This is a genomic window from Rhodoferax fermentans (assembly GCF_002017865.1).
Classification (GTDB): domain Bacteria; phylum Pseudomonadota; class Gammaproteobacteria; order Burkholderiales; family Burkholderiaceae_C; genus Rhodoferax; species Rhodoferax fermentans.
Genome location: NZ_MTJN01000002.1, coordinates 1,192,767 through 1,213,950 on the forward strand (window position 1 = coordinate 1,192,767; position 21,184 = coordinate 1,213,950).

At 61.2% G+C, this 21,184-nt stretch carries 17 protein-coding genes; 12 read left to right on the forward strand and 5 right to left on the reverse strand.

The genetic code is table 11. The features are described 5' to 3' along the window. The first annotated feature begins 64 nt into the window (after positions 1-64). From RF819_RS05810 to mdoH, 4 genes are all read left to right on the forward strand, one after another. On the forward strand, positions 65-640 hold the full coding sequence (locus RF819_RS05810) for a hypothetical protein (RefSeq protein ID WP_244899874.1): 576 nt from the start codon (positions 65-67) through the stop codon (positions 638-640). Then, the gene (locus RF819_RS05815; RefSeq protein ID WP_078364101.1) at positions 637-2,022 is read left to right on the forward strand and encodes a sigma 54-interacting transcriptional regulator; all 1,386 of its coding nucleotides are present in this window, start codon (positions 637-639) and stop codon (positions 2,020-2,022) included. Before RF819_RS05810 ends, RF819_RS05815 begins: the two co-directional genes overlap by 4 nt. A gap of 228 nt (positions 2,023-2,250) precedes the next feature. After that, the gene (locus RF819_RS05820) at positions 2,251-3,816 is read left to right on the forward strand and encodes a glucan biosynthesis protein G (RefSeq protein ID WP_078364102.1); all 1,566 of its coding nucleotides are present in this window, start codon (positions 2,251-2,253) and stop codon (positions 3,814-3,816) included. Beyond that, entirely contained in the window at positions 3,792-5,795 is a 2,004-nt protein-coding gene (gene mdoH, locus RF819_RS05825; protein ID WP_078364103.1) for a glucans biosynthesis glucosyltransferase MdoH, read from the forward strand. Before RF819_RS05820 ends, mdoH begins: the two co-directional genes overlap by 25 nt. Positions 5,796-6,072: 277 nt before the next feature. Here the strand turns inward: mdoH and RF819_RS05830 are convergent, their stop codons facing one another. The 4 genes from RF819_RS05830 to RF819_RS05845 all read right to left on the reverse strand — a co-directional run bounded on the left by RF819_RS05830 (position 6,073) and on the right by RF819_RS05845 (position 12,164). Then, entirely contained in the window at positions 6,073-6,615 is a 543-nt protein-coding gene (locus RF819_RS05830; protein ID WP_078366792.1) for a GNAT family N-acetyltransferase, read from the reverse strand. Between the two features lie 180 nt (positions 6,616-6,795). Next, positions 6,796-7,704: an NHL repeat-containing protein gene (locus RF819_RS05835; protein WP_078364104.1), complete on the reverse strand. Its 909-nt coding sequence runs from the start codon at positions 7,702-7,704 to the stop codon at positions 6,796-6,798. 73 nt (positions 7,705-7,777) lie between these two features. Continuing rightward, complete coding sequence (locus tag RF819_RS05840) at positions 7,778-8,191, reverse strand: gamma-butyrobetaine hydroxylase family protein (RefSeq protein WP_078364105.1); 414 nt, start codon at positions 8,189-8,191, stop codon at positions 7,778-7,780. Between the two features lie 40 nt (positions 8,192-8,231). Beyond that, positions 8,232-12,164 (reverse strand): DUF3683 domain-containing protein, encoded by a 3,933-nt coding sequence (locus tag RF819_RS05845; protein ID WP_078366793.1) that lies wholly within the window; start codon positions 12,162-12,164, stop codon positions 8,232-8,234. Between the two features lie 273 nt (positions 12,165-12,437). On the opposite strand from RF819_RS05845, the gene ugpB reads away from it, so the two are divergent. The 5 genes from ugpB (at position 12,438) to ugpQ (ending at position 17,391) form a co-directional block, all read left to right on the forward strand. Continuing rightward, on the forward strand, positions 12,438-13,742 hold the full coding sequence (gene ugpB / locus RF819_RS05850; RefSeq protein ID WP_078364106.1) for a sn-glycerol-3-phosphate ABC transporter substrate-binding protein UgpB: 1,305 nt from the start codon (positions 12,438-12,440) through the stop codon (positions 13,740-13,742). 48 nt (positions 13,743-13,790) lie between these two features. Continuing rightward, on the forward strand, positions 13,791-14,672 hold the full coding sequence (gene ugpA, locus RF819_RS05855) for a sn-glycerol-3-phosphate ABC transporter permease UgpA (RefSeq protein WP_078364107.1): 882 nt from the start codon (positions 13,791-13,793) through the stop codon (positions 14,670-14,672). Further along, positions 14,672-15,523 (forward strand): sn-glycerol-3-phosphate ABC transporter permease UgpE, encoded by an 852-nt coding sequence (ugpE, locus tag RF819_RS05860; protein WP_078364108.1) that lies wholly within the window; start codon positions 14,672-14,674, stop codon positions 15,521-15,523. Before ugpA ends, ugpE begins: the two co-directional genes overlap by 1 nt. Positions 15,524-15,586: 63 nt before the next feature. After that, the gene (locus RF819_RS05865; protein ID WP_078364109.1) at positions 15,587-16,615 is read left to right on the forward strand and encodes a sn-glycerol-3-phosphate import ATP-binding protein UgpC; all 1,029 of its coding nucleotides are present in this window, start codon (positions 15,587-15,589) and stop codon (positions 16,613-16,615) included. Then, positions 16,612-17,391, forward strand: coding sequence for a glycerophosphodiester phosphodiesterase (gene ugpQ, locus RF819_RS05870; RefSeq protein ID WP_078364110.1), 780 nt, complete (start codon positions 16,612-16,614; stop codon positions 17,389-17,391). Before RF819_RS05865 ends, ugpQ begins: the two co-directional genes overlap by 4 nt. On the opposite strand, the gene RF819_RS05875 is transcribed toward ugpQ, so the two are convergent. Beyond that, positions 17,377-17,658: a hypothetical protein gene (locus tag RF819_RS05875; protein ID WP_420853874.1), complete on the reverse strand. Its 282-nt coding sequence runs from the start codon at positions 17,656-17,658 to the stop codon at positions 17,377-17,379. The genes ugpQ and RF819_RS05875 overlap by 15 nt on opposite strands. 58 nt (positions 17,659-17,716) lie before the next feature. Between RF819_RS05875 and hemA the strand changes: the two genes are divergently transcribed. From hemA to prmC, 3 genes are all read left to right on the forward strand, one after another. Beyond that, the gene (gene hemA / locus RF819_RS05880; RefSeq protein ID WP_078364112.1) at positions 17,717-18,976 is read left to right on the forward strand and encodes a glutamyl-tRNA reductase; all 1,260 of its coding nucleotides are present in this window, start codon (positions 17,717-17,719) and stop codon (positions 18,974-18,976) included. Between the two features lie 152 nt (positions 18,977-19,128). Further along, positions 19,129-20,223 (forward strand): peptide chain release factor 1, encoded by a 1,095-nt coding sequence (gene prfA, locus RF819_RS05885; RefSeq protein ID WP_078366794.1) that lies wholly within the window; start codon positions 19,129-19,131, stop codon positions 20,221-20,223. Positions 20,224-20,294: 71 nt separating this feature from the next. After that, positions 20,295-21,140, forward strand: coding sequence for a peptide chain release factor N(5)-glutamine methyltransferase (prmC, locus tag RF819_RS05890; RefSeq protein WP_078364113.1), 846 nt, complete (start codon positions 20,295-20,297; stop codon positions 21,138-21,140). Positions 21,141-21,184: the final 44 nt, after the last annotated feature.

Genomic DNA, 21,184 nt, shown 5'->3' on the forward strand with positions numbered 1-21,184 from the left:
TTGTTGTGCGCGGCCCCCTCGTCGCCTGCGCCGAGCCGGATTGTTGACCTCTGTCGCGCTGGTCATGTTGACGGCAGGTTGCGCCAGTTCCGTCGGTCAGGGCGGCAGTGCGACGGTGCACCCAGCCGCCACGCCAGCGCTGCCCGCCAGCTCGGTGCTTTGCCAGCCGACACCGCCGGTGGCACACACTGCACCGCAGACGTCTGAGCCCGTCCTCAGCCTGCTGGTGTATGCCGAGCGGGTGCGGCGCATGCAGCCCGCAGAATGGAGCCAGGAAGTGACCCGGCTCGGCGACGCAGCCAGCCCCACCGACCAGGTGCAGCTGGCCCTGGTGCTGAGCCAGTTTCGCCAGTTGCCAGAGTACCAGCGTGCCCAGGACTTGCTGGGCCGGGTGCTGGCCAACCCCAGCGCACAAGCGCTGCACCCGCTGGTGGGCCAACTGGCCTATCGCCTGGGGGAGCAACGCCGCCTGGAAGATTTGCTGGACAAACAAAACCAGCAGACGCGTGAGCTGCAGCGCAGGCTCGACCAGACCACCGACCGGCTGGAAGCCCTCAAGGCGATCGAGCGCAGTCTGACCAGCCGCCCACCCCAAACCCCGGCCTCCAACAGCCGTGGCAACCACACGCCCGCGCCATGAGCCCGCCGCTGAACACACCGCCCGCACCCGGGCCCCACCTGCTGGTGGTGGATGACGACGCCGACATGCTGCGCCTGCTCACCATCCGGCTCACTGCCGCCGGGTACCGGGTCAGTGCGGTGCGCTCTGCCGAGGACGCTTTGACCCAGTTGTCTATCGAGCGGCCCCAGCTGGTGCTCAGTGATGTGCGGCTGCCGGGCCGCGACGGCCTGGCGCTGTTTGACGACATCCGTACCCAGCACCCCTCGCTGCCGGTGATTCTGCTGACCGCCCACGGCACCATTCCCGATGCGGTGCAGGCCACCGAGCGGGGTGTGTTCTCGTACTTGACCAAGCCGTTTGACGGCAAGGCGCTGCTCGACAAGATTGCGCAGGCGCTGTCGCTGAGCGCGCTGTCGCAGTCCAGCCGACCCGGCAGCCCGCCCGCCTGGCAAGACCAGATCATCAGCCGATCCAGCCGCATGGCCGAGGTGCTGGCCGAGGCACACATGGTGGCGCAGTCGGACGCCAGCGTGTTGCTGCGGGGTGAAAGTGGCACTGGCAAGGAGCTGCTGGCCCGGGCCATCCACCAGGCCGGTACGCGGGCCAAAAAGCCCTTTATTGCGGTGAACTGCGGCGCCATCCCAGAGGCCCTGCTCGAGTCAGAATTGTTTGGCCATGTCCGGGGTGCTTTCACCGGCGCGGTGTCCAACCACATCGGCCTGTTTCAGACGGCCGACGGTGGCACCCTGCTGCTTGACGAGATTGGCGACATGCCCTCGGCGTTGCAGGTCAAGCTGTTGCGGGTGCTGCAAGAGCGCACAGTGCGACCGCTGGGCGCCAGCCAGTCCACGCCGGTGGATGTGCGCATCATCTCGGCCACCCACCGCGACCTGGACCAGGCCATGGCCGAGGGCCAGTTCCGCGCCGACCTGTATTACCGGCTCAATGTGGTGACCCTGACCTTGCCACCACTGTCAGAGCGGCGCGAAGACATCGCGCTGCTGGCCAACCATTTCCTGGTCAAACTGGCCAGCAAATACAACAAACGCCTGAGCGGTTTTGCGCCCGAGGCCTTGATTGCGCTGACCACCGCCGCCTGGCCGGGCAATGTGCGCCAACTCTACAACGTGGTGGAGCAGGTCTGCGCCCTCTCGACCACCCCGCTGGTGCCGCTGACCCTGGTGCAGCGCGCCCTGCGTTCACCCAGTGTGGAGGTGCTCAGTTTTGCCGAGGCCAAACAACGTTTTGAGCGCGATTACCTGGTGGGCCTGCTCAAGCTGACCGACGGCAATGTGGCCGATGCCGCCCAGCTGGCCGACCGCAACCGCACCGAGTTTTACCGCCTGATGCAAAAACACGGCTTGACACCCGGCCTGTTCAAGGCCGACCACGGCGCCTAGTGTCTGTCGCTCAGCAAAGACAGGCGTCGCTATCAGGCGACAAGACAAACCGTTGATTTCAAAAGATTTTTTCTTTTCCGCCTGGATCTTGTCGCTGTTTGGCGACAAAAACGGCGGGGTTTATCGAGGTTTCCCGCCGCTTTCGCGGCAAACCATTTCAAAAAGCACCTAATCTATTGATTTCATTCGTCTTTTATAGACTGGCATAGGGTTTGCACTAGGGGTGGCATGCCATCCTTTTTTCACCCTTCTTTTCAGCGTCGTACAGCCGCCGTTTCGACCCAGTTTGTGGCCCTTCTGGTTGCCGGTCTGCTGACTCTGGCCGCTGATCAGGCCCAAGCCTGGGGTCTGGACGACGTGGCGGCACTGGCCCGCACGCAGGCTCAAGCGCCCTTCAAACCGGCCAAGCAGGCCATGCCCAGCGAGCTGGCCAATCTGGACTACGACGGTTACCGCGACATCCGCTTCAACCCGGACCGCAACTTGTGGCGTGCCGACAAGCTGCCGTATGAGGCCAATTTTTTCCATGTGGGCCGACTCAGCGACATCGTTCGCCTCAACGAGATCACCGCGCAGGGTGTCAAGCCGATTCCGTACAACCCGGCAGACTTCAACTACGGGCAAAACAAGCTGTCGCCGCAGACCTGGGGTGACCTCGGCTTTGGCGGCCTGCGCACCTTCAGCAACCTGAACACGGCCGAGCACAAGGACGAGCTGGTCGTTTTCTCTGGCGCCAGCTACTTCCGGGCGCTGGGTGCCGGGCAACGTTATGGCCTGTCCGCACGCGGGCTGGCAGTGGACACCTCGGGCGCTGCGCCAGAAGAGTTTCCGCGCTTTACAGAGTTCTGGCTCGAAAAGCCGACCAACGGCGCCAAACAACTCACCATCTATGCGCTGATGGATTCAGCCCGCATGACGGGTGCCTACCGCTTTGACATCACTCCGGGTGAGCAAACCGTCACCGAAGTCCATGCCCGCGTTTTCATGCGTGCCACCGACAAACCCGTGGCCACCCTGGGCCTGGCACCCCTGACCAGCATGTTCTTCTTTGGTGAAAACCAGCCTCGCAAAGAAGACTTCCGCCCCGAAGTGCACGACTCCGACGGCTTGATGATCGCCACTGGCGAGGGTGAATGGTTGTGGCGGCCGCTGCAGAACCCAGGCGCGGCGATCACCACCTCGTTCAGCATGAAGAGCCTGAAAGGTTTTGGCCTGATGCAGCGCGACCGTGCCTTCCACAACTATGAAGACACCGAAGCGCGTTATGAGCTGCGCCCCAGCGCCTGGGTCACGCCGCTGGGCGACTGGGGCCCGGGCCGGGTGGAGCTGCTGCAATTTGGCATTCCCGATGAAACCCACGACAACGTGGCCGCCTACTGGGTACCCGCCAACATGCCCCAGCCAGGCCAGTCGATAGATTTTGCCTACACGATCCACTGGCAGGGCCAAAACCAGCAGCTGCCGCCCAATGGCTGGGTGACGCAATCACGCCGTGGCACGGGTTACCTGCGGCCTGGTGCCGAGGTGCAGGACCAGCACCAGTTTGTGCTGGATTTTGCCGGCCCAGCCCTGGACGCCTTGCCCGAGGGCGCGCCCGTGCAGGCCATGGCCAGCACCAATGCCAATGGCCGGGTGATTGAAAGCCTGGCCTACAAAAACCCGGTCACCGGCGCCTGGCGCATGACCCTGCGTGTGCAGCGGCTCAACCCGGCCTTGCCGGTTGAACTGCGCGCCTTTCTGCAACACAACCAACAAACACTGAGCGAAACATGGACCAATCTGATCACACCGTGAGCGCAGCCAGCCCACGCAGCACCCTGCGCGAGGTGCGGCACCCCAACGCCGTCACCGCGCCGCCAATCCATCGCGGCTCGATGGTGCCGCGCCCGTGGCGTGGTTTCTGGAACAGCCTGGCCAGTGTGGCCTTGCAGTCCTTGCTGAAGTTGACTGGTGGTGCGGCGGCCCAAACTGAGCCAGCCACGTCGAAGGCGACAGCGCTGCAACCCTGGCAGCTTGCTGCCCAACGCCGTCGCATGGTGTTTGTGCTGCTGACCGTGATCAGCACGGTGCTGGCCACCACCCTGTTCACCGACATGCAACCCGACTACGACAACGCCTTCTGGCAATACGGGCAGGCCACGCTGTTTGGCCTGTTGTCGGCCTGGGTGGTGACCGGTTTCATGACCGCGATGATGGGGTTTTACGTGATGCTGCGCGGTGACCGCCACAGCCTGTCGGCCAAACAGGTGCAGCACCACAGACTGGACGCGACCGCCCGCACCGCCATCATCATGCCGATTTGTAATGAAGATGTGTCCACCGTGTTTGCTGGATTGCGCGCCACCTGTGAGTCGGTCGCTTTGACAACGCATGTCAAACCCTTTGACGTGTTTGTGCTGTCCGACAGCAACGACCCGGCCATCCAGAAAGCCGAACGTGCCGCCTGGGAAGAACTGCGCAGCCAGCTGGCCAACCAGCCCGACCGGCCCCACGTCGAGGTCTATTACCGCCTGCGCAAACGCCGCAGCGACCGCAAGGCCGGCAACGTGGCCGATTTTTGCCGCCGCTGGGGCAAGGATTACCGCTACATGGTGGTGCTGGACGCCGACAGTGTGATGAGTGGCGACTGCCTGGTCTCCATGGTCAAGCTGATGGAAGCCCACCCCACGGCGGGCATCATCCAGACCGCCACCCAAGCCATCGGCCACGTCACCCTGCACGCACGGGCGCAACAATTTGCCTCACGCGTGACAGGTCGCTTGTTCACGCTGGGCATGCAGTACTGGCAAATGGGCGAGTCACATTACTGGGGCCACAACGCCATCATCCGCATTGCACCCTTCATGGAACACTGCGCGCTGGCGCGTATTCCTGGTACCGGCGGCATGTCGGGCAGCATCATGTCGCACGACTTTGTGGAAGCCGCGCTGATGCGCCGCGCCGGTTACCACGTCTGGCTGGTGGGTGACCTGGTAGGCAGCTACGAACAACAACCGCCAGATCTGCTGGCCGAGTTGCAACGCGACCGCCGCTGGTGCCAGGGCAACCTGCAAAACTCGCGCCTGATCGCCGAGCCAGGTATCCACCCGGTGCACCGCTCGATGTTCGCCACCGGCGCCATGGCGTATTTGTCAGCCCCTTTGTGGCTGAGCTTCATGACCCTGGGCACCGCGCTGTGGTTGTCGGGCTCCCCCATGGTGGCCGACTGGCTGCAGCTGCCCGGTGAACTGATGGCGCTGTGGGCCTGGACGCTGTGTATGCTGTTTTTGCCACGGGTGCTGGGCATCACCGCCGTTCTGCTCAAGGGCCAACAACACGCCTTTGGCGGCACCGGTAGCCTGCTGCGCAGCGCCTTGCTGGAAACCGTGATTGCACTGCTGCAAGCCCCGGTACGTATGCTGGCGCATTCGCTGTTTGTGGCGGTGGCCGTCACCGGCCTCAAGCTCGAATGGAAATCGCCCCCACGCGAGGCAGCCGCCGTGCCGTGGCGCCATGCGCTAGCGCAACTTGCACCCATGAGCCTGATGGTGCTGGCGCTGGCCATTGGCGTGGCCATGATCGACCCGCGCGCCCTGGTCTGGCTGCTGCCGGTGGGCCTGCCGCTGTTGCTGGCCATCCCAATGGCAGTGGTGACCAGCCGCGTTCGGCTAGGGACAGCCATGCGCGCCCACAACTACCTGCTGATCCCCGAAGAAACCAAGTCCCCGGCGGTGTTGCGCCGCGCCTGGTTGCATGCGAGCCGACTGGCGGCGCCGCGTTTGAGTTTGGCCTGATCTGCCTGTGCGGCCTTGGTGGCTCCCCAGCGGAGTCATCCTGTCTGGCCAAGCTGTCGAACAACTCGCCGTGAGCTTGGCAAGGTTACTCAAATAACATAGCTTCCAGCCCTTATGACATAAGGGCTGGAAGGCAAAAAGACTTGTGAAACAGGTGGTACCACGCGGGCGGCGTGGTTGGCATTGGACAAGCAAAGAACGGCCACCGGCTGGGAACACGGGGCTTGTGACGTCAGTCAGGAATACCTTCCATAACACCCAAAAATGGCGGTGGTATTTACACCATGATTTTCTCAAACCCAAACATTTCATCGTCATCATCTTCCTGATGATTTCGCCCTGAATGCTGATGAGGGTCGGGATGGTATTTGTTGTAAAAATCGACAATCTTGAAGCCACACCTGTTGACGTAGAAGTGGATATTTCTTTTCTCAAAATAGGGCGTAACCGTTTCCCAGACTTTGGTAAGAGGAAACTCTCTTTCAATGGCTTTCCAGGCTTCTAGCCCTAAACCTCGACTCTGTTGCCGGGTCGCGATGAAGAAGAAAGACAATGTATTTCGGCCGCTCACTTGGTCGATCACGACAACGGCGCCGCCTGCACGTTCTGCGCCCGCCATGACCCAATAAGTAACAGCTCCCGCAGTGTTGAATGATTGTTCAATATCCTCGTCAGAGGGAATTGGCTCGTCAAGTGGGTGCCCAAGATCACCTTCTGCCGCCACGCGGAAGGCATCCTGCAGGGCGGATTTAAATTCTTGGAGGGTGCTCGCTTCAGCCTTTAAAAGCCAAACGTGCCCTTGCTCTTCCAGTGCGCTCACTTGTTTAACCTCCGGCAACTCTCAAATGATCCATGGTATTCAACCCGCTACAACGGCCAATCCAGATAGGCCTGCGACAGCTTTTGTCACTCGGACTCGGGGATTGAGTCTAGCCCGCCTGTTCTATTCAAGAGACTGTTTAGCGGGTACCGTCCATCACTCTCGTTGACGCGAGGAAGGCTATTTCAATGCCGCAACATCCATCTGAAATATGACGGGATAGCTTGCTGACCACTTTGACCAGCGGCGAGAGCCCGCTTCGGAGACGGCCCATAACTTGCCATCCGCGTCGAAGCCCAGGTCCTCGATCCCGATGACCATGTCAAACCGGGACTTGATATCTCCGGTCTTGGCATCGAGTTGGTACAGGGCGCCGTATTTGCTGTTGCTGCTTGCCACCCAGAGCGATCCGGCGGCATCACATGCCATGCCATTGGCTTCGGTGGGAATCGGAATCGTGGCGAGCGCCTGATCTTCCCTGATCGCGGCTTTGCCGTTGAACTGGTCAAAAATGCCGAGGCTCAGTCGATGCGCTTTCGCTTTGGCTGCCTCCTTTTCAGAAGAGCCGATCCACAAATCCGTGCCATCAAAGTCGACAAACGAGCCCTTTAACGCGCCCGCCAGCTTGACGACCGAGACCAATGCATCCTTGGTGTGTTGTGTCGCCAGAGCCCGCGCCAGATCAATCTTGTAAAGCGCTCGGGTGTCTGACACAACCAACAAGCCGCCGCCAAGCATGACCAGGCCACCCGCATGACCGCAGTCTGGCGGCAAATCGAAGTAGCCCGTGGGTACCCCATCCTTGGTTGAGACACTGAACACCCTGCACGGGCCGTGGTTGACCTTGGGGTCTGTGCTGTTGTAGCCCGAAACCAGCACCGTATCAACAAGCGATGTGAGCCCCTGAGGCACATAACCGTCGTCCAGGCCAGGTGCCCAAAGGGTCCTGCGGATGGCTTGTTCATTGGGCACCGTGCTCAGGCCACCCGAGATGTAAGCAGGCTTGGGGCCCAACGTGTCGGCCACGGATGACATCGTCACACCCAGTGCCGCCATCACCGTGCATGCCATCAGTCTCAGCAAGAGCATGGTCCATCTCCCATGACATTGACAATCACCCACCCATGGTCAGCGCGCTGCCGCCCAAACCGGTCAACACCCCTCAATGACTGGCGCAGTGCCCGCCCGCTTTCTCGGGCATCGGGTCGTCACGCTTGACGCCGGCAGCTTCGAGCTGGGCAAAGTAGTCCTGCCACAGCTTGTCCTGCTGCGAACCCAGCAGGTACAGGTAGTCCCAGGTGTACAGGCCGGTGTTGTGGCCGTCTGAAAACGTGGGTTGCACCGCGTAGTTGCCAACCGGCTCGATAGCGACCAGATCAACGTGGCGTTTGCCGGTCTGTACGGTTTCCTGACCCGGTCCGTGGCCTTGGACTTCGGCCGATGGCGAACACACTCGCAGCAGCTCAAACGGGATGCGAAAACTGGCGCCGTCCGAGAAGCTGATCTCCAGCACGCGCGAGGCGTTGTGCACCGTGATGTCTTCTGGGGTAGGGCTACCTGCTTGCAAACCGGCCATGGGATGTTTCCTTGTGTGTGTCTGTAGGGTTGCCAGCTGCTTACACCAGCACCCGCTCGATGCCGCCGCCATTGGCCAGCTTGACGTAGTCGGGCATCCACTGCTCGCCCAGGATCTGTTTGGCCATTTCGACCACGATGTAGTCGGCCTCCAGCAGGCCGTTCTGCAGGTCTTCGCCATAACGGTTCAGGCCTTGCAGGCAGGCCGGGCAGCTGGTCAGAATCTTGAGGTTGTCTTTGGCACCCACACCGGCCTGTTGGCGCAGCTGGGCCTCGCCCTTGCGGATTTCTTCTTCCTTGCGGAAACGCACCTGGGTCGAGATGTCGGGCCGGTTCAGCGCCAGCGTGCCCGACTCGCCACAACAGCGGTCCGACAGCAGCACCTGGTCACCCAGCAACGCCTTGACGGTTTTGAGCGGATCCTGCAGCTTCATCGGGCTGTGGCAGGGGTCGTGGAACAGGAAAGCACCGGCCTTGTCCAGGGTGATGCCTTTTTCGAGCAAATACTCATGGATGTCGATGATGCGGCTGCCTGGGAAGATCTTGTCAAACTCGTAACCCTGCAGCTGGTCGTAACAGGTGCCGCAGCTCACCACCACGGTTTTGATGTCGAGGTAGTTGAGGGTGTTGGCCACCCGGTGGAACAACACGCGGTTGTCGGTGATCATCTTCTCGGCACGGTCGTTGTCGCCGCCACCACGCTGCGGGTAACCACAGCACAAATAACCCGGCGGTAGCACGGTCTGCACCCCGGCATGCCACAACATGGCTTGCGTGGCAAGGCCGACCTGGCTGAACAGGCGCTCGGAGCCGCAGCCAGGGAAGTAGAACACCGCCTCGGTCTCGGCCGTGGTCGTCTGCGGGTTGCGGATGATCGGCACGTAGTCTTTGTCTTCGATGTCCAGCAAAGCACGCGCAGTGCGTTTGGGCAGACCGCCGGGTAACTTCTTGTTGACGAAGTGGATCACCTGTTCCTTGATCGGCGCGGTGCCCAGGGTGGCGGGTGGCGCCTTGCTTTGTTTGCGGCCCGCCAGCTTGAGCACATCGGCGGCAAAACGCTGGCCGCGAATCGCCAGGTTGACCATGACCGAGCGCGCCAGCTTGATGGTCTCGGGGTTGGTGGCGTTGAGCATGAACATCGCTGCGGCACCGGCCGGGCGGAAGCTCTTTTTGCCCATTTTGCGCAGCAGGTTGCGCATGGCCATCGACACATCGCCAAAGTCGATCTTCACCGGGCAGGGGCTCAGGCACTTGTGGCACACGGTGCAGTGGTCGGCCACGTCCTCAAACTCTTGCCAGTGTTTGATGCTGACACCGCGGCGGGTTTGCTCTTCGTACAAAAAGGCTTCGATCAGCAGCGAGGTGGCCAGGATCTTGTTGCGCGGGCTGTACAGCAGGTTGGCGCGCGGCACATGGGTGGAACACACCGGCTTGCATTTGCCGCAACGCAGGCAGTCTTTGACACTGTCGGCAATCGCGCCGATGTCGCTTTGCTGCATGATCAGCGACTCGTGCCCCATCAGGCCAAAGCTGGGGGTGTAGGCATTGGTCAGGTCGGCATAGATGAAATCGGCCTCTAGCCCTTTTTCTATATGGGGCGACAGCTCTGTATTTCGGAGCAACTTGCCTTTGTTGAAACGCCCCTCGGGGTCAACCTGGGCTTTGTAGTCGATGAAGGGCTGCAACTCGGCGTCGCTCAGGAACTCCAGCTTGGTGATGCCAATGCCGTGTTCACCCGAAATGACCCCGTCCAGGCTGCGCGCCAGCACCATGATGCGTTTGACGGCGCCGTGTGCGGCCTGCAACATGGCGTAGTCGTCGCTGTTGACCGGGATGTTGGTGTGCACATTGCCGTCACCGGCGTGCATGTGCAAGGCCACCCAAACGCGGCCTTTGAGCACACGTTGGTGGATGGCACTGCATTCCTTGAGGATGGGCTCAAACGCCTGGCCGCTGAAAATTTGCTGCAAAGGCTGGCGCAGCTGGGTCTTCCAGCTCGCGCGCAGGGAGTGGTCTTGCAGCTGGGTGAACAGCGGCTCCACATCGCGCAGCCAACCCGACCACAGGGTGCGCACCTCGGTCAGCAGTTCCAACGCTTCGGCCACGCGGTCTTCCAGCATCTCGGCAGCCGAGACCTCGCTCGTGGCATCGAGTTGGCCCAGCTTCAGATTGCCTTGCGTGAAATAGTCGGCCAGCGCGTCACACAGCGCCAGTTTGTTCTGCAGGCTCAGCTCGATGTTGATGCGCTCGATGCCGTCGGTGTATTCACCCATGCGCGGCAGCGGGATCACCACGTCTTCGTTGATCTTGAAGGCGTTGGTGTGTTTGGAAATGGCTGCGGTGCGTTTGCGGTCCAGCCAGAACTTCTTGCGCGCTTCGGGGCTGATCGCAATAAAACCTTCACCATGGCGGGAGTTGGCGATACGCACCACCTCGCTGGTGACACGGGCCACGTCGTCGGCGTTGTCACCGGCAATGTCACCAAACAAGACCATCTTGGGCACGCTGCTGCTGGAGCCAGCCTGCGCTTGTCCGCCCTTCTTCGACTTGGTGGCATAACCCACGGCTTTGAGGTAACGGTCGTCCAGATGCTCCAGGCCAGCCAGCAACACACCACTGCGCTTCTGCTCGGCAAACATGAAGTCCTTGATCTCGACAATGCTGGGCACCGCGTCCTTGGCGTTGCCAAAAAACTCCAGGCAGACGGTGCGAGTGTGCGCAGGCATCTTGTGCACCACCCAGCGTGCGCTGGTGATCAGGCCGTCACAACCTTCTTTCTGGATGCCGGGCAAGCCGCTCAAAAATTTGTCGGTCACGTCCTTGCCCAGGCCTTCTTTGCGGAAGGTTTTGCCGGGAATGTCCAGTCGCTCGGTACGCAGCTTGGTTTTGCCGTCGGCCTTGAAATACTGCAGCTCAAAGCTGGCCACGTCCACGTCATGGATCTTGCCCATGTTGTGGTTGATACGGGTCACCTCCAGCCACTCGGCCTGCGGTGTCACCATGCGCCAGCTGGCCAGGTTGTCCAGCGCGGTGCCCCACAACACGGCTTTTTTGCCGCCCGCGTTCATGGCGATGTTGCCGCCAATACACGAGGCCTCGGACGAGGTCGGGTCCACCGCAAACACATAACCGGCACGCTCGGCCGCCTGTGCCACACGGTCGGTCACCACACCGGCCTCGGACCAGACGGTGGCCACCGCGTGGTCCAGCCCGGGCAGTTGGACCATCTCGACCTCGGTCATGGCCTCGAGTTTTTCGGTGTTGATGACCACACTTTTCCAGGTCAGCGGAATCGCGCCGCCGGTGTAACCGGTGCCGCCGCCACGCGGAATGATGGTCAGGCCCAGCTCGATACAACCCTGCACCAGGAGCGCCATTTCGGCCTCAGTGTCGGGGGTCAGCACCACAAACGGGTATTCCACCCGCCAGTCGGTGGCGTCGGTCACATGGCTGACGCGGCTCAGGCCGTCAAACTTGATGTTGTCCTTGGCGGTGAGTTTGACCAGCAGGCGCTGCGCCTTGCGCCGCAGTTTGGCGGTTTCGACAAAACTCTCATCAAAGGCCCGCACCGCTTTGTCTGCCGAATCCAGCAACTGGCCCACCAGGGCATCCCGCTCGGGGTCAGACTGGGCATTGCGGCGTTTCTGGATTTCGTTGAGCCGGTGCTGCAGCGCCTGCACCAGCAAAACCCGGCGTTTGGGGTTGTCCAGCAGGTCGTCTTGTAGATAGGGGTTGCGCTGCACCACCCAGATGTCACCCAGCACCTCGTACAACATCCGCGCTGAACGGCCGGTGCGGCGCTCTTCACGCAGGCGGTTCAGCCAGCCCCAGGCTGGCTCACCGAGCAGGCGGATGACGATTTCGCGGTCGGAAAACGAGGTGTAGTTGTACGGGATCTCGCGGATGCGCAGCGGCTCAGGCGATGCAATCACACTGGCTGGCAACAAGGACTTGAGCTGGGTGGGAGCGTTCATGGGTGATGTGGTGGCCGCCAAAAACGGCATGGCCGCGCCCGGTCAAAGACGCGTTCTGGCTGGGTTGGCGATGTTACCGCAGCGCAGCATTGCCCTACTGGCGGCGCGGCGGTGGCGGTTAGTAAGGCTTGGATCAGCCTCCCCTGAGAAAACCCTGATGCCCGGCTCTGCCAAATCTGCGTCTAATCGACTACGACGCGGGTTGCCATCGTTTTGTCACCGAATGGTCATTTGGCTTACTTATCCTCCCGCCTTTCACTTCAAGGAGATCGCATGAAAGTAAAACTTGCAACGGCGGCTTTGGCGGCCATGCTGGCGGTATCGGCCCATGCCGTGACTGAAATCCAATGGTGGCATTCGATGACTGCGGTCAACGGTGAATGGGTCAACGATCTGGCCAAAAACTTCAACGCCAGCCAATCGGACTACAAAATCGTCCCGACCTACAAAGGTCAATACGATGAGTCCATGACAGCTGCCGTTGCCGCCTTTCGCGCAGGCAACGCACCAGCGATCTTGCAAGTGTTTGAGGTGGGTACAGCCACCATGATGGCCAGCAAAAACGCCATCGTGCCGGTCGCCAAGGTGATGAAGGATGCCGGGCAAAAGTTTGACCCAAAGGCTTACATTTCCGCCGTCGCGGGTTACTACACCGCACCCAGTGGTGAGATGTTGAGCATGCCGTTCAACAGCTCCACCACCGTGTTTTATTACAACAAGGATGCGTTCAAGGCCGCCGGACTCGACCCCAACAAGGCGCCGAGCAGCTGGCCCGAAGTGGCCTTGGCTGCCGCCAAACTCAAGGCCAGCGGTCACGCCTGCCCCTTGACACTGGCCTGGCAAGGCTGGACCCAGCTCGAGAGTTTCTCGGCCTGGCACAACGTGGAGTTCGCCACCAAGTCCAACGGTCTGGGCGGTCTGGATGCCCGCATGAAGGTGAATTCACCTCTGCATGTGCGCCACATCGACAACCTGGCCAACATGGCCAAACAAGGCCTGTTTGTCTACAAGGGTCGTGCCAACGTGCCTGAGGCGACCTTTGTCTCGGGTGAATGCGCCATGATCACCACCTCCAGCGGTTTTTACGGCAATGTGAAGAAAAACGCCAAGTTCAACTTTGGCCTGGCACCCCTGCCCTATTACCCCGATGTGCCGGGTGCGCCGCAAAACACCGTGATTGGTGGCGCCAGCCTGTGGGTCATGGCGGGTAAAAAACCAGAAGAATACAAAGGCATCGCCAAGTTCTTCAGCTACATCTCCAGCCCTGAAGTGCAATCCGCCAGCCACAAACGCACCGGTTACCTGCCCATCACCACGGCGGCCTTTGAGCTGACCGAAAAGTCGGGTTTCTACAAGGAAAACCCGGGCACCGACGTGGCACCCACCCAGATGATCCGCAAGGTGACCGACAAGTCACGCGGCATCCGTCTGGGCAACTATGTGCAGATCCGCACCATCGAGGATGAAGAACTTGAACAAGTTTGGGGTGGCAAGAAGAGCGCCAAAGAGGCCCTGGATGGCATCGTTAAACGTGGCAACGAGTTGCTGGAACGTTTCGAAAAAGCCAACAAGAAGTAAGCGCACCGAGCCCAAACCAACATGACGCGACTTTGAAACGGACCTGCGATGGACAAGCGCGTCTTTTTTCGCTCCCGATGGCTGCCCTGGGTGTTGCTGGCACCCCAGGTGGCCGTGATTGCACTGTTCTTTTTCTGGCCGGCGGCCCAGGCCTTGCTGCAGTCGGTGCAGCAGTCTGATGCATTCGGCACCTCGGTCGAGTTTGTCGGACTCGACAACTTCCGTAACCTCTGGAACGACGAGACCTACCTGGCCTCGTTTTACACCACCGCCATTTTTTCGAGCCTGGTGGCGGTGGCGGGTATCAGTGTGTCGCTGGGCCTGGCGGTGTTTGCAGACCGCATTGTCAAAGGTGCCCTGATCTACAAAACCCTGCTGATCTGGCCCTACGCGGTCGCCCCGGCTGTGGCTGGGGTGTTGTGGCTGTTCATGTTTGCCCCGAGTGTGGGCGTGGTGTCGTACTGGCTGCAGATGCTGGGCGTGGACTGGAACCACCTGCTCAACAGCCAACACGCAATGACCCTGGTGGTGATGGCGGCGGTCTGGAAACAGATCTCCTACAACTTCCTGTTTTTTCTAGCGGGCTTGCAAAGCATCCCCAAGTCTTTGATTGAAGCGGCAGCCATTGACGGTGCGCGGCCCTGGCGCCGGTTCTGGACCATGGTGTTCCCCCTGCTCTCACCCACCACCTTTTTCCTGCTGGTGATCAACATCGTCTACGCCTTTTTTGACACCTTTGCCATCATCGATGCCGCCACCCAGGGCGGCCCGGGCAAAGACACCGCGATCCTGGTCTACAAGGTGTACTTTGACGGCTTCAAGGCGATGGACATGGGTGGATCGGCCGCCCAGTCGGTGGTGCTGATGGTGATTGTGGTGGCACTCACTGTCGTTCAATTCCGTTTTGTTGAGAAGAAAGTGAACTACTGATGGTTGAACGCCGCCCCTTTTTGACGCTGCTGTCACATGCGGTGCTGGTGCTGGGTGTGCTGGTGGTGGCGTTTCCGCTGTACCTGACTTTTGTGGCGTCCACCCAGACCTCGCAAGCCATTGTGCAGGCCCCGATGCCGCTGTTGCCCGGCAGCCACCTGATCGAGAACTACACCGCAGCGCTCAACGGCACTGGCGGTGGCTCGGGCGGCAAGGCGCCGGTGGGACAGATGATGACGGTGAGCCTGGTCTCCGCCTTGATCATCTCGCTCGGCAAAATTGCCATCTCGCTGCTGTCGGCGTTTGCCATTGTGTATTTCCGCTTTCCGTTTCGGATGTTCTTCTTCTGGGCGATTTTTATCACCCTGATGTTGCCGGTGGAGGTGCGCATCGGCCCGACCTACAAGGTGGTGTCCGATCTGGGCATGCTCAACAGCTACGCGGGGCTGACCATCCCGCTGATTGCCTCGGCCACCGCCACCTTTTTGTTCCGCCAGTTTTTTCTGACCGTACCCGAAGAACTGGTGGAGGCGGCACGTATGGATGGTGCCGGGCCGATGCGGTTCTTCTGGGACGTGCTGGTGCCGCTGTCCAAAACCTCGATTGCCGCGTTGTTTGTGATCCAGTTCATCTACGGCTGGAACCAGTACCTGTGGCCGCTGCTGGTGACCACCAGCGAGGACATGTACCCGGTGGTGATTGGCATCAAACGCATGATCTCAGGCGGTGACTCCGAGATGCAGTGGAACGTGGTCATGGCCACCGCCGTTTTGGCCATGCTGCCGCCAGCCCTGGTGGTGGTTCTGATGCAGAAGTGGTTTGTCAAAGGGCTGGTGGACACCGAAAAATGAGCGGCTGGCACCACAGCCCAGAATTTGCAGCGCAACCGGGCGCTGCCATCAAAAACAACAACTATGGCCTCGATCACACTTACCAACATCATCAAGCGCTACGGCGCAGGCAAATCAGCCAACCAGGTCATCCACGGCGTCAACGCCGAGATTGCGGATGGCGAATTTGTGGTCATCGTCGGACCATCGGGTTGCGGCAAATCCACTTTGCTGCGTATGGTCGCCGGGCTCGAAGAAGTCAGCGGTGGAGAGATTGCCATTGGCAACCGTGTGGTCAACGATCTGGAGCCGTCTGAGCGCGACATCGCCATGGTGTTCCAGAACTACGCTCTGTACCCCCACATGACGGTGTTTGACAACATGGCTTATGGCCTGAAGATTGCCAAGGTGCCCAAGGACGAGATCCGGGCTCGGGTCGACAAGGCCGCCAAAATTCTCGAGATTGGCCCGTTTTTGAACCGCAAGCCGCGTGAACTCTCGGGTGGGCAGCGCCAGCGTGTCGCCATGGGCCGTGCCATCGTGCGTCAGCCGCAGGTGTTTTTGTTTGACGAACCCTTGAGCAACCTGGACGCCAAGTTACGCGCCCAGACCCGCCTGGAAATCCAAAAACTACACCGCGAACTCGGCATCACCTCGCTGTTTGTCACCCACGACCAGGTCGAGGCCATGACGCTGGCACAGCGCATGATGGTGATGAATGCCGGGGTGATGGAGCAATTCGGCACGCCCGAAGAGGTTTACAACCGCCCGGCCAGCACCTTTGTTGCCGCGTTCATGGGCTCACCGCCAATGAACCTGCTCAAGAGTGCGCCCGATGCCCCGCCCGACACCATTGTGGGCGTGCGCCCGGAGCATCTGGACATCACCCCCAGCGGCTGGGCGCTGACCGTGGAAGCGGTCGAAATGCTTGGTGCCGAGCGCCTGACCTATGGCCGCTGGTTACATGGGCAGGCCGACGAACTGGTGATTGTCCGCACCGAAGAGGCTTGCGCGGCGCCCGAATTGGGGCAAACTCTGTGTGTGACACCCCGGCCCGGAAAAATTCACCACTTTGACGCTGCCACCGGCAAACGCAAGGACCTTGGCGCATGAAAACCACCCCACACGACCACCCCTGGCCTTACCCTCGCTGGATTGCCCACCGTGGCGCTGGCAAACTCGCGCCAGAAAACACCTTGTCCGCCTTCCGCACCGGTGCGGCCCACGGCTACCGCATGTTTGAGTGCGACGTGAAACTCAGCGCCGACGGTGTGCCGTTTTTGATGCACGACGACACCCTGACCCGCACCACCAACGCGGGCGAAGCGCTGGGCACCGGCTTGAGCGCCGTGGGTGGTGAGCATCCCTGGAGCACCCTGTCACTGCTGGATGCGGGCAGCTGGCATTCACGCGCGTTTGTGGGTGAGCCCCTGCCCACCTTTGAAGCCATTGCCCGCTACTGCCGCCACAACGGTTTTGACTTGAACATCGAGATCAAACCCACCCCCGGCACCGACTACCACACCGGCCAGGTGGTGGCGCAGCATGCGGCGCGGCTGTGGCATGGCGCGGCGGTGCCGCCTTTGCTGACCTCGTTCGAGGTGCCCGCACTGGAAGGTGCGCTACAGGCCCAACCCGAGCTGCCGCGGGGTTTGCTGCTGGAAAACCTGTGGGATGGCTGGCTGGAAACCGCTCTGAGGCTGGGTTGTGTGGCGATTGTGTGCGACCACTGCCTGTGGGATGTGGTCACCGTGGCCCAGGCGAAAACCGCCGGACTGCGCACCCTGAGTTACACCGTCAACGACGACGACAACGTGCAAAGGCTGCTGACTTTGGGCACCGACGCGATCATCACCGACCGGGTCGAGCTGTTCTCACCGGCGCGCTAACAAGCACTGGGTGCTGGCCAGCACCAGCACCAAAGCCAGGTAGATGAGCATCTTGCCGTCTCGCCCAAACAACACCAGGCCGGCCAGCAGCACGCCGCAACCCACTACAAAATGAAGAGCTATCTGCCAAGATAGCGTGCGGGCTACAGCCCGTTCTCCCATCACAAAGCGGGCAAACACCGGCAACAACAGCGCCAGCCACAACGCGGGCGCAAGAAAGTTGAGGACATGGTTGATGGCGGCCAGAAAACCCATTAGCGTAGACAATTCGTCAATTTGAGTTGACACTTGTTGAAAATCATACAGTTGATTTTATAATTCCATCATGGCAGTCTGGGCTTTAGGCATCAATCACACGACCGCACCGCTCGATCTGCGCGGCCGGTTTGCGTTCGCCGTTGACCAAATCACCCCCACCTTACACGCTTTGCGCAGCGCTCTGAGCCGCCAGCCCGAGGCGGCCCTGATCTCCACCTGCAACCGCACCGAGATTTATTGCGCCTGTGAGCAGCCGCAACTGCAGCACACCCTGGACTGGCTGGCCCACAGCGGCGGCGTCTCGCCCGAAGTGTTGCGTGCCCATTCCTACACCCTGACCGACGGTTTGGCCGCCCGCCACGCTTTCCGTGTGGCCAGCGGGCTGGACTCGATGGTGCTCGGTGAACCCCAGATCCTGGGCCAGATCAAGGACGCAGTGCGGGCTGCCGAGGCCGCAGGCTCGTTGGGCACCACGCTGAGCCAGATGTTCCAGCGCTCGTTTGCGGTGGCCAAAGAGGTGCGCACCTCCACCGAGATCGGCGCCCACTCCATCAGCATGGCCGCCGCCGCCGTGCGCTTGGCCAGCCAATTGTTTGAAAACCTCAACGAGGTCAAAGTGCTGTTTGTGGGTGCGGGCGAGATGATCGACCTGTGCGCCACCCACTTTGCCGCCAAAAACCCCAAAAGCATGGTCATTGCCAACCGCACGCTGTCGCGCGGTGAAGAATTGGCCAGCAAGTTTGGCGCCGAGGTGATGTGCTTGGCCGACCTGCCGGACCGCCTGCATGAGTTTGACGCGGTGGTGAGCTGCACCGCCAGCACCCTGCCGCTGATCGGACTGGGCTCGGTCGAACGCGCTTTGAAAAAACGCCGCCGCCGCCCGATGTTCATGGTTGACCTGGCGGTGCCGCGTGACATCGAGATCGAGGTCAAGGAGCTCGAAGACGTGTACCTCTACACCGTGGACGATCTGGCTGGTGTGGTGCAAACCGCCCAGGCCAACCGCCAGGCTGCGGTGGCACAGGCCGAAGCGATTGTGGACGCCGGGGTACAGAGCTTTTTGCACTGGGTTGACCAGCGCAGCACGGTGCCACTGATCCAGGCGCTCAACGCCCAGGCCGACGCCTGGCGCAACGCCGAGATGGCACGCGCCCGCAAACTGCTGCTCAAGGGTGAAGACATCGACAGCGTGCTCGAAGCCCTGTCCAAAGGCATCACCCAGAAGATGCTGCACGGCGCCATGGCCGAGCTGCGTGCCGGAGATTCGGCCGCACGTGAACGCGCCAGCGCGGCCGTCCAGCACTTTTTCCTGCGCAAAGAGCGTTAGCTGTCCTGACCTGGATCACCCGGGTGGCACCCAGGCGTGCCAGCATCGGGCACTTGACCCACATGGCCTTGGCGGGCCTCTTGCGCCAACCCCACACGGCTGCCGACCCATCGTCGGCCAAGCCACCCCAACAGACATCGGACCCCAAACCCATGAAACCTTTTTTGCGCCAACAACTCGCCCGCTACGCCGACCGCCTGGGTGAGCTTGAATTTTTGCTCTCGCGCCAGGACATCATGAGCGACATGGCCCAGTTTCTGGTGCTCTCGCGTGAACACACCGACGTAGCCGCGGTTGCCAGCCGCTGGTTGCGTTACCAGCAGCGTGAAGCCGACCTAGCAGGTGCCCAGGAGATGCTCAAAGACGCGGCCGACGACGCCGAGATGCTGGCCATGGCGCAGGAAGAGATCGACGCGGCCAACGCCGAGCTGGCCCAGCTGGAAGCCGAGTTGCAACGCATGTTGCTGCCCAAAGACCCGGACGACGCACGCCCGGCCTTTGTGGAAATCCGCGCCGGCACCGGTGGTGACGAGTCCGCCCTGTTTGCCGCTGACCTGGCGCGCATGTACCTGCGCTACTGCGACCGCAAAGGCTGGAAACACGAGGTGATGAGTGAGTCCGCCAGTGAACTCGGCGGTTACAAAGAACTGGTGTTGCGCATCGAAGGTGACAATGTTTATGGCGCCCTCAAGTTCGAGTCCGGCGGCCACCGCGTGCAACGTGTGCCGGTGACAGAAACCCAGGGTCGCATCCACACCAGCGCCGCCACCGTGGCGGTGATGGCCGAGCCCGACGAGGCTGAGGCGATCAAGATCAACCCGAGTGACCTGCGCATCGACACCTACCGCGCCAGCGGCGCCGGTGGCCAGCACATCAACAAAACCGATTCGGCGGTGCGCATCACCCACCTGCCCACCGGCATCGTAGCCGAATGCCAGGACGGTCGCAGCCAACACAGCAACAAAGCGCAAGCGCTCAAGGTGCTGACCGCCCGCATCCAGGAAAAAGACCGCTCGGAACGCGCCGCCAAGGAGTCGGCCGAGCGCAAAAGCCTGGTCGGCAGCGGTGACCGCAGCGACCGCATCCGCACTTATAACTTCCCGCAAGGCCGCCTGACCGACCACCGCATCAACCTGACACTGTACAAATTGCTGACCATCATGGAAGGCGATCTGGACGATGTGGTGAACGCGCTGCAGGCCCATGAGGCGGCTGAGCAGCTGGCGGCGCTGGAACTCAATAGCTGACGCTTTATATGCAAAATCTTGCTCTAGCCCTTATACAACAAGGGCTAGCAGCTCCATAAAACATAGTACCCATGACACAAACACCTCCCACCCTGGCGCAAGCGCTGGTCGGGTTACAACAGCGTGGCCTGGATCGGCTGGACGCCCAGCTGCTGCTGTTGCATGTGCTGGGCCAGCCAGACACCCAGCGCGGCTGGTTGATGGCGCACGACACCGATGTGCTGCCCTCCGCCAAGCAGGCCGAACTGAACACCCTGGTGCAGCGCCGTCTGGCCGGGGAGCCGCTGGCCTACCTGACCGGTTACAAGGCGTTTTACGGGCTGGAACTGCAAGTCAGTCCCGACGTGCTGGTGCCGCGCCCCGACACCGAAACCCTGGTGGACTGGGCACTGGAGTTGCTGCCCGACACCACAGCACGTGTGCTGGACCTGGGCACCGGCAGCGGTGCGATTGCGCTGGCACTCAAAGCCACACGCCTGGCACTGGATGTTTGGGCCACTGACATGAGTCCGACAGCACTCGCCGTAGCGCAAACCAATGCACAACGCCTGCAACTGGAAGTGACGTTTAACCAAGGCCCGTGGCTGGCTGCCCTGCCCGCTGGCACGCCCCGGTTTGATGCCATTGTCTCGAACCCACCCTACATCGTCGACCAAGACCCGCATCTGGCAGCCTTGAGGTTTGAACCGATTCAGGCACTGACCAGTGGCACGGATGGCCTGGATGACCTGCGCCAGATCATCAGCGCCGCACCTGCCCATCTGCAAGCTGGCGGCTGGCTGCTGCTGGAACATGGTTACGACCAGTCTGCCGCCGTGCGGCAACTGCTGACCCAAGAGGGTTTTGGCCAGGTCCAGTCGCGCTGTGACCTGGCGGGGATTGAGCGCTGCAGCGGCGGCCGCTTGGCACCCACTTGACTGTCAACCCGCATCACAGGCGATACATCACCCAGCGGGTGAAC

Coding starts and splice junctions, on each gene's coding strand:
- RF819_RS05810 (WP_244899874.1), top strand. CDS start 65: ATGTTGACGGCAGGTTGCGCCAGTTCCGTCGGTCAGGGCGGCAGTGCG.
- RF819_RS05815 (WP_078364101.1), top strand. CDS start 637: ATGAGCCCGCCGCTGAACACACCGCCCGCACCCGGGCCCCACCTGCTG.
- RF819_RS05820 (WP_078364102.1), top strand. CDS start 2,251: ATGCCATCCTTTTTTCACCCTTCTTTTCAGCGTCGTACAGCCGCCGTT.
- mdoH (WP_078364103.1), top strand. CDS start 3,792: ATGGACCAATCTGATCACACCGTGAGCGCAGCCAGCCCACGCAGCACC.
- RF819_RS05835 (WP_078364104.1), bottom strand. CDS start 7,704: ATGCTCTTGCTGAGACTGATGGCATGCACGGTGATGGCGGCACTGGGT.
- RF819_RS05840 (WP_078364105.1), bottom strand. CDS start 8,191: ATGGCCGGTTTGCAAGCAGGTAGCCCTACCCCAGAAGACATCACGGTG.
- RF819_RS05845 (WP_078366793.1), bottom strand. CDS start 12,164: ATGAACGCTCCCACCCAGCTCAAGTCCTTGTTGCCAGCCAGTGTGATT.
- ugpB (WP_078364106.1), top strand. CDS start 12,438: ATGAAAGTAAAACTTGCAACGGCGGCTTTGGCGGCCATGCTGGCGGTA.
- ugpA (WP_078364107.1), top strand. CDS start 13,791: ATGGACAAGCGCGTCTTTTTTCGCTCCCGATGGCTGCCCTGGGTGTTG.
- ugpE (WP_078364108.1), top strand. CDS start 14,672: ATGGTTGAACGCCGCCCCTTTTTGACGCTGCTGTCACATGCGGTGCTG.
- RF819_RS05865 (WP_078364109.1), top strand. CDS start 15,587: ATGGCCTCGATCACACTTACCAACATCATCAAGCGCTACGGCGCAGGC.
- ugpQ (WP_078364110.1), top strand. CDS start 16,612: ATGAAAACCACCCCACACGACCACCCCTGGCCTTACCCTCGCTGGATT.
- hemA (WP_078364112.1), top strand. CDS start 17,717: ATGGCAGTCTGGGCTTTAGGCATCAATCACACGACCGCACCGCTCGAT.
- prfA (WP_078366794.1), top strand. CDS start 19,129: ATGAAACCTTTTTTGCGCCAACAACTCGCCCGCTACGCCGACCGCCTG.
- prmC (WP_078364113.1), top strand. CDS start 20,295: ATGACACAAACACCTCCCACCCTGGCGCAAGCGCTGGTCGGGTTACAA.